Annotated in this window: 6 protein-coding genes and 4 pseudogenes; 5 read left to right on the forward strand and 5 right to left on the reverse strand. The window is 36.6% G+C overall.

The genetic code is table 11. From position 1 onward, the window contains the following. Positions 1–111 precede the first annotated feature (111 nt). The 4 genes and pseudogenes from QUA44_RS29655 to QUA44_RS29670 form a co-directional block, all read right to left on the reverse strand. Positions 112–855, reverse strand: coding sequence for a transposase family protein (locus QUA44_RS29655; RefSeq protein WP_333257389.1), 744 nt, complete (start codon positions 853–855; stop codon positions 112–114). A gap of 224 nt (positions 856–1,079) precedes the next feature. Then, positions 1,080–2,222 (reverse strand): annotated as a pseudogene (locus QUA44_RS29660) (ISAs1 family transposase). A gap of 105 nt (positions 2,223–2,327) precedes the next feature. Next, positions 2,328–2,537, reverse strand: a pseudogene (locus tag QUA44_RS29665) (IS66 family transposase); the annotation flags it as partial. Positions 2,538–2,639: 102 nt separating this feature from the next. Next, the gene (locus QUA44_RS29670; protein WP_333257392.1) at positions 2,640–3,230 is read right to left on the reverse strand and encodes an IS66 family transposase; all 591 of its coding nucleotides are present in this window, start codon (positions 3,228–3,230) and stop codon (positions 2,640–2,642) included. A 130-nt stretch (positions 3,231–3,360) separates the two neighbouring features. Between QUA44_RS29670 and QUA44_RS29675 the strand changes: the two genes are divergently transcribed. The 4 genes and pseudogenes from QUA44_RS29675 to QUA44_RS29690 form a co-directional block, all read left to right on the forward strand. Further along, the gene (locus tag QUA44_RS29675; RefSeq protein WP_333276852.1) at positions 3,361–3,537 is read left to right on the forward strand and encodes a hypothetical protein; all 177 of its coding nucleotides are present in this window, start codon (positions 3,361–3,363) and stop codon (positions 3,535–3,537) included. A 45-nt stretch (positions 3,538–3,582) separates the two neighbouring features. After that, a pseudogene (locus QUA44_RS29680) lies at positions 3,583–4,705 on the forward strand (IS630 family transposase). A 142-nt stretch (positions 4,706–4,847) separates the two neighbouring features. Beyond that, entirely contained in the window at positions 4,848–5,918 is a 1,071-nt protein-coding gene (locus QUA44_RS29685) for an IS630 family transposase (protein WP_333257397.1), read from the forward strand. 270 nt (positions 5,919–6,188) lie between these two features. Next, positions 6,189–6,528, forward strand: a pseudogene (locus QUA44_RS29690) (ISAzo13-like element transposase-related protein); the annotation flags it as partial. Here the strand turns inward: QUA44_RS29690 and QUA44_RS29695 are convergent. Further along, positions 6,525–7,055 (reverse strand): IS630 family transposase, encoded by a 531-nt coding sequence (locus QUA44_RS29695; RefSeq protein ID WP_333310078.1) that lies wholly within the window; start codon positions 7,053–7,055, stop codon positions 6,525–6,527. The pseudogene QUA44_RS29690 and the gene QUA44_RS29695 sit on opposite strands and share 4 nt — an antisense overlap. Before the next feature lie 50 nt (positions 7,056–7,105). Here QUA44_RS29695 and QUA44_RS29700 point away from each other — a divergent pair, with 50 nt between their 5' ends. After that, positions 7,106–7,816 carry an IS1 family transposase gene (locus QUA44_RS29700; RefSeq protein ID WP_333310080.1) on the forward strand — a complete coding sequence of 237 codons (711 nt, stop codon included), beginning with the start codon at positions 7,106–7,108 and terminating at the stop codon, positions 7,814–7,816. Positions 7,817–7,925: the final 109 nt, after the last annotated feature.

The following is a 7,925-nucleotide window of genomic DNA, read 5'->3' on the forward strand; positions in this document are numbered from 1 at the left end:
CATTCTCTCCTAGCGCGGTGGCTCTAGTTCTTCTTTTGCCACCGTTCTCATCTTTGGTTAGTCTAAACTACAGTTTTCAATAAACGAATTAAATGTTCGACAAATATTCGGTCAGCAGCCATTTTTTTTGTTGGCTTCCATTTGTGACGAAGTTAATTCTCCTTTTTTTGGTTGTTTCGTGGGTGTTTTAATTGATGGTTCTCCAATATAACCTTGATCACCTTGAAATTTTTGATGGGGGTGAAAGTTTTTCAAACTTTCACGAAATAAATTTATGTCACTTGAGGGGCCTGGCTTTCCTGCAATTATATCAACAATATCTTGACCATCTGGCAACACAATAATTTGATTTTTAAAAGTATGATTTTTTTTTCTCAGAGTAATTTTTTTCTGTTCTTCATACTCGGACGGTCTCTCTCTTGGCTGTTCTTCACTATCTACTATTAGTTCATAGTCCGTTAAAATTTCTTGAACTATCTCGTAATCACTCGCATTTTTTTTTACCTGTTCAAGTAAACTTGATGGCAGGAGTTTTTGGAGAATGGGAAACCAGTAATTAAATATATTGTTGGCGGTTGACTCACTAACTTCCCATTGAATTCCTAACAATTGAAATGTTGTTAAATGTCTTAAATATGTCAAAGTTAAAAGAATTTGCTGTTCCTTGGATAGCTTTACTTTACGACCACCCCCTTTCTTGATGATTCTAACTTTCGAGGCTTGGCTCTCCTGTTGCTTTTCTGTATGTAAGACGAGAGCCTGCTTTATTAATTGTTCTAGTTGCTCATACTTGATGCCTACTAATCGCTGCGTTTCTTGGTTATTATTTTTAATATAATTTAATAGGTTGCTCATATTTTCCTGCTGAAAAACTAACGATCTACTATTTTACCACAAAAGTTTCTATTTTGGAGATGTCTATTGTTAGAAGCTCTAGACCCACTTTGTAATGACTTTTAAGAGAAAAGAGGAGCTGATTAATGATGATTTTTACTTGCTGCCATGTTTGAGACAATAAAAAGCTTACAACCACTGTTTACAAGTTGTATAATAGTTAGCAATGAGTTGTTCGTGAGAATTTAGTTGACTGAAACAGCGAGGATTTTAGTCAAATACTCATCATCCCACCCGGCTCGAAGTCGCTTGTTCTTTGCTCCAGTTTTTGAGTTTTTTTCTTGACTCAAAAGATTGAGAGAGATATGTCTAAGAATAGCAAAGTTTTGCGGAGCATTATCTTTTCTAATCCGACAATCATCTTCACGAAAACCCACATCTAATACCCAATGTAAAGAATTCTCAATTCCCCAATGGCTGCGGACTGATTCACCAAGTTTTTGAGCATCATTTGGTAAACTACTAATATAATAACGAGTTTCAATAGTTGTTTTTCCATTGACTATTCTCACGGATTCTATCAGACCTATACTATGAAGTTTCTCCCATTGATTGTCGGGGTCAATTAGCTCTTTAATGTCACTTAGCATTAAGTGATGTCGGATTTCTGAGCAACCATGAGTACTCTCTTTTTTCGTCGAATAAGCTGTATGTGTAAAGCCAGAAAATTTTTGTCTAATTGCTTATTTAAACAACGCTTCTACTCTGGCATACAGAGATGGTTGGTTCTTTTTTAAGGTGATTACATAATCTCCTTCTTGTTCGACAATTGACTTCACAATTGACCTTTGACAGCCCATTGCATCAATAGTGACAATGCTTCCACTTAATTCTAATACTTTGAGTAAAGCCGGAATTGCTGTGATTTTATTGGATGTTTTATCAAGCTTAACCTGTCCTAAAACTAATCTTTGACTGGTCGCCCAAGCACTGACCATATGAATCGCTTTTTTGGCTCCTCCCCGATCGTAAGAATGGCGAAGAGTCTTGCCATCAATTGCGATTACTTCTCCTGGATTGAAGCAGCTAATAGATTGAATCCAACTCAAAAAACATTTCTGAAATTGCTCAGGTTTGAGGCGAGAAAATACTCTCGCAATTGTGTCATGGCTCGGTATACCATTCGGCAGTTCTAAAATTTTCTTTAACCATTCGTGTTTAGCTCGCCCGTAACTTTCGATGTCCACCCATGTATCAGCACCGCAAATTACTGCACAAATTGAGATCGTGACAATATCAATTAGTTGATGATGTTTCGTCCGCTAAATTCTTGGATCTTCTAAGTCGGAAAAATGGTCGGCAATGGTGATTTTAGGTTTGGGTTTCATAATGGTAAACTCTATTTTTTTTTTTTTGATACTCAATAATTCTGCTCCAATATACCATATTCTGTTAATATTAAATTTAGATGCGTTCGCCCTGCCCCATTCCGAACGGAAGCCATTGGTCACACGGCGAAATATCACACTCATCCGAATCGCCTGTTCACTACTATTATTGGTGGGTGGAATTGTTGCGTCTTCTAAAAATAGAAATAAATTGTCAATCAGCCCACCGTAACGTTTTCGTAACCGGATCCCATCCTTTTGGTCTGGCACTAAATCCAAAATCTGGGTTAATCTTTCCTGTAATTTGTTCGATATCTTAAGAGTCTAGTCTCGTCCATTTTTGATCGTCGCCGATGAATGATAAAAGCCCTTAAGAATAACCTCTTCATCGCTGGGGCAAAAATTTTGTCCCCAGCATCAATCGCATATTGGCAATCCCGTAATTGATGAGCACTCGCACACTTGCCATTGTGGCGCTGGATGATTTTTTTGAGCACTAAATAAGTCTGACACCCAGATATCGGGACGATGTTCTGCGAGAACTTCGTTTATGACCCCACTGCCTCGGCTGGGGCGGATGACGTGTAAACAAACATCCTGGTTCTGAAACACCCACTCCCATTGGTTCTGCCCGTTAACTCTCGCACTGGTTTCATCTGAGCAAATTAATTTCGCCCGACGCAGCGGTTGCAATATTTGAGTTACTTGCTCATCTAAATTGGTTTTCACTTTCAAGAGCAAGTTGGCGATTGCTCCCTCTGATATCTTTAGTCCAAAGACGGATGCTAATAGGGAAGATAGCCGTTCGTAGCTGATGGCATGAGTGTAACGAAGATATGTGACTAGGCTTTGAATTGAACTGCCAAACGGTGAGCCTGGTTCCATTCCCAATGGTGCAGGTGCAACATACTCGGTTTGACAACAGGCACATTGACCACCATAACGTTCTATTCGGGTGATGATGGGGCGAATTGGGGGTAGTTCGATTTTTTCGTAGACGGATTGCAATTTTTGGGTGGCGGCGGTGACTTTCTCTCCACACTGGGGGCAACTTTTCAGTTGGGCGATAATTACTTGATCGGGTTCAGGATGTAGCTGTCTTCCCCCTCCAGCTCTTCCGACGCTTCTTTGTCTTTTGATGCCTTCAATTTTCGACGGCTTGATGTTCGGCTTGAATCCTTTCGACGGTGGAGTGCTAGAATTTTTGCTAGTTTTACTGGGGGAAGCGCCTAGTTTTACTTGGTCTGTGACTGAAGAAGCTGCCGTGAGTTTTTGGATTTCCTGCCATAGCTCTACTAAGCTGATACGCAGCTAGATTGTATAATATAAATATAAGATAAGCGATCATGAGTTATAATGTATGCCAGCCAAAAACCATCTATCTCAAAATCAAAAACAGAGACTCGTTAAACTACTAAAAGAGTCTGACGATAATTACGTGAGGGAAAAAGTTCTAATTTTATTGCTAATAAATGACGGAAGAACTTATAGAGAAATTAGTGAATTCATGGAGATTGCTTACACAACATTAGCTTATTGGTCAGTTCATGGCGACCCAGATAATTTGGATAGTTTTTTAGATAAAAGAAGCCCAGGCAATTTTCGCAAAGTCACTCCAGAGTATGAAAAAATATTGATAGATACAATCGATAAAGATCCGGAAGAATATGGATATGAATTTGGGAGATGGACGGCAGCCAGACTAGCAACATATTTAGAAAAAGTCACAGGAATTAAATTGAGTGGTTCCCAAATATCCCGGATACTACATAAAAAAAAATACGTTTACATTTGGGCTAAATATAGTTTAGAGGACAAACAAAATCCCCTTGAAAGAGAAGTATTTAAACAGAAGCTATCGGAGTATTTAAGAATAACCCAACAAACGCCCGAGCTTTTACAGGTATGGTAAAGGGCGTGAGAGTGGATTCAGTTTACGAGTGATAATAAGAAAAACTTGGGGTAAAAAAGGTAGTCGAAAAAAAATCACAGGTCAAAGGAGAAGAGGCAGAGTAAATATCATGGGTGGGTTGAGATATCATGACAAAAAAAGGTTAAATTTTGTGATAAAAAGAGGAGACTCTAATACATTTTATGAGCAAATTAATGCCTTAAATGATTCGATAGTTCAAGAATGGAGAGAATTGGGTAATCAAGCTGAAAATTTTGCCGAATCAGGAATAAAGATTGTCATTATTTTAGACAATGCTAGTTTTCATAAAAAGAAAGATATTCTGAGCCAAATATCAGCCGAAATGCCTCATATTATTTTAGAATTTTTGCCACCTTACAGCCCCGAGTATAATTTGATTGAATTGGTCTGGCATTCAGCGAAAGAATATATAGCACATCGACTGTTTAAGTCAGTAGAAGAATTGTCAGAATTACTACATAGATTATTAAATGAAGGAGAAATGGTTATTAAATGGGATCGAAAAATCAAAAATAAAGGCAATGCTATTTTATCCGGTTTAGCTGCGTAGCAGCTTATCAAGGCTTCTTTTGCCTCGTTCGATAGTTGCTTTAAGTCGGGGAGTTTTTCCATTCCTTTATCTATAGCAATCCTAAATCATTATCAAGAGTATGATACAATTATATGCAATACTTGATTGTGACAATAAAAATATGAATAACTTAAAACTGCCCCTCAAAGATATGGAAAATGAAATAACTCAATTAGAATCTTTCATTAAAAGTGATATCGATGCAAGAGAACTTAAACGAGCAATAGCTGTAAGGATGGCTGTCGAAGGCAAGTTCTACCATGAGATTAGCAAAATTCTCGGTGTAAGTGAATTTTTTGTTGGTTATTGGAAAAAACAATTTCAAACCAAAGGAATCGAAGGAATCAAGCTAGGGCATAAAGGGTCACAAGGGTATTTAACAGCTCTACAAAATACTGAAGTAATCGAGTGGTTAAAGAATAAAGAATATTGGAGTTTAGATGAGCTAGTTACTTATTTAGATCGAGAGTTTGGTGTGATATATAAATCAAAACAGAGTTACTATGAACTTTTCAACCGGGCGAAAATTAGTTGGGAAAAAACTCAAAAAACCAATCCTAAATTTGAGATCGAACTGGTCAAAAAAAAGACGGAAGAAATTAACGATATTTTATTCAAAAACAATGCTGGCATAGAATCCGGGCAAATAATAGTATTATTTATAGATGAATGTCATCTACTTCATGGCGATCTGACTGGTTATGTTTGGGGTCAATCCAAAATCAGAATTGAAGTCCCAATTACCAATGAAAAAAATAGACAAACTTATTTTGGCGCCCTAAATTATCAAAGCAAAGAATTCCATGTTCAGAGCCATCCATCTGGTGATGGAAAATCGACATTTAAATTCATAAAATATTTACAAAATAAATATAAAAATCAAAAAATTATCTTAATTTGGGAGGGAGCTAGTTATCATAAATATGGCGAATTTAGAGATTTCTTATTAGAAGTAAATGGTGACAAAGAGCCTGATGATTGGTCAATTACTTGTATTTTATTTGCTCCAAATGCTCCCCAACAGAATCCCGTTGAAGATATTTGGTTACAAGCTAAATTTTTTTTAAGAAAGTATTGGTATTTATGTAGGTCTTTTAAGATTGTTAAATTTTTGTTTGAATTTTTTACTAACGAACATAAATTTGATTTCCCCAAAATACATAAATATACTTGCACGCAGAAAATTAATTAGGATTGTTATAGGTCTAGAAAATCATTTAGGATTGCTATAATGTCTTTCTCGTTTTGTTGTCAAGGGGGTTGAGCAATTACAATTAATTAATGGCGTTTCGTTCGCTCAATCCTGGGATCTTCTAAGTTAGAAAAATGGTCAGCAATGGTGATGTTAGGCTTTAGTTTCATAAGAACTAACTCTGCTTAAATGTTTCGTATGTAATCAATAATTATTCTCCAATATACCAGATTCTGCTAACATAAGATTTAGATGCGTTAGCCCTGTAATCGAACACAATTCATCAAACGTATCATTGACTTATCTCAGAGAATTGGTTTAAGAATCCGACTAATTTACTACCCGCCATATCGAGCGCAAGTATAATCCAATTGAACGCTGTTGGGCAGCACTTGAACACTATTGGAATGGTACTATTTTAAATTCAGTTGAAACAGCCGTAAACTGGACATCTAACATGACATGGAAAGGAATTAAGCCGATTGTAAACTTAATTGAGACAACTTATGAGAAAGGCGTAAAAGTCTTACCTCATGAGTTAAAACAGTATTTGCCCTCATGGCAACGTTCTGAAACTTTACCAAAATGGGATAAGCTGTCAAACATCTAAACTGCATTAACTAAGTTACCTTTGTTTTTGACTTTTCGGTTCCATTTCATAATTAATTCTCCTTCATTTAACAGTTTATGTAACAGTGACTCTAGTTTTTCAATGGATTCAAATAATCTATTTGCAACATATTCCTTGGCGGAATGCCACACTAATTCAACCAAGTTGTAGTCGGGGCTATACTTGGGTAAAAACTCTATGATTAGATTCGGCATTTCTGTCGCTATTTTCTGCAAAGTTTCGGCTTTTTTATGAAAACTAGCGTTGTCCAAAATGAGTACAAATTTACAGCCTTTATCTTTAAAGTCTTCCGCTAAATTTCCTTGCAATATCCACTCGGCTCTTAAATCTGCATAAAAATTTTTCAGCACTGCATAAAAATTAGCAGAATTTCCAGATGTCATAAAATCTACCCATCTTTTCTTGTCTGAATATCTCACTCCACCCATGACATTAATACGACCCTTTCTTCTGTCTCCTCTTTTCTTGCTTCGAGTCCCTTTTTTACAGGTAGTCCTGCATAGCAAGGAAAATGTGTTATAATTTTATTCTTTTAACCTACCTTGACTTTTAGCTTATGAACTGTCCCAAGTGCAACTCTGAATACATCTTGAAAAATGGTCGCAGTCGCTCCGGCAAACAAAATTTTAAATGTCGAGATTGTGGAAGACAATTTGTTATGAGTCCCAGACATCAACCGATTTCATCAGCAACAAAAAAGTTGATAGATCGACTTTTATTAGAAAAGATATCTCTGGCTGGGATTGTGAGGGCGACTGGGGTTTCGGAACGGTGGTTGCAATACTATGTTAATAAAAAATTAGGAGCTGTAAAAAGAGAAGTAGAAGTCAAGTCAAAAAAGAAAGGGAAGCTAACAATTCAATGTGATGAAATGTGGTCATTTGTAGGCAATAAGGATAATAAGCAGTGGATTTGGCTGGCAATTGATGCCTCAACTAAAGAAATTGTAGGAGTATATATTGGCAAAAGAGATCAAGCTGTAGCTCAAGGATTGTGGGATTCTTTACCACCAGTTTATCGTCAATGTGCCGTAAGTTATACAGACTTTTGGAGTGCCTACGGAACAGTTTTTCCTCAAAAAAGATACAAGGCAGTAGGAAAGGAGACTGGCCTGACAAACTATATAGAAAGATTTAATAATACGATGAGACAAAGAATATCTAGATTGGTGAGAAAAACTCTTTCATTCTCCAAAAAACTCTCCAATCATATTGGGGCTATTTGGTATTTTATTCATGAGTATAACGCCAGTTTATCTATCAATTAAAACCTTAATTTTCCTTGCTATGCAGGACTACCTTTTTACACCAATTTTTCCTTCTAATTACTCTTAAACTAAATCCACTTTCGTCCCAAAACCATACCTGTAAAAGAGC

Origin of the sequence: Microcoleus sp. N9_A2, from assembly GCF_036701775.1 — a bacterium.
Classification (GTDB): domain Bacteria; phylum Cyanobacteriota; class Cyanobacteriia; order Cyanobacteriales; family Microcoleaceae; genus Microcoleus.

Coding starts and splice junctions, on each gene's coding strand:
- QUA44_RS29655 (WP_333257389.1), bottom strand. CDS start 855: ATGAGCAACCTATTAAATTATATTAAAAATAATAACCAAGAAACGCAG.
- QUA44_RS29675 (WP_333276852.1), top strand. CDS start 3,361: ATGCCTTCAATTTTCGACGGCTTGATGTTCGGCTTGAATCCTTTCGAC.
- QUA44_RS29685 (WP_333257397.1), top strand. CDS start 4,848: ATGAATAACTTAAAACTGCCCCTCAAAGATATGGAAAATGAAATAACT.
- QUA44_RS29700 (WP_333310080.1), top strand. CDS start 7,106: ATGAACTGTCCCAAGTGCAACTCTGAATACATCTTGAAAAATGGTCGC.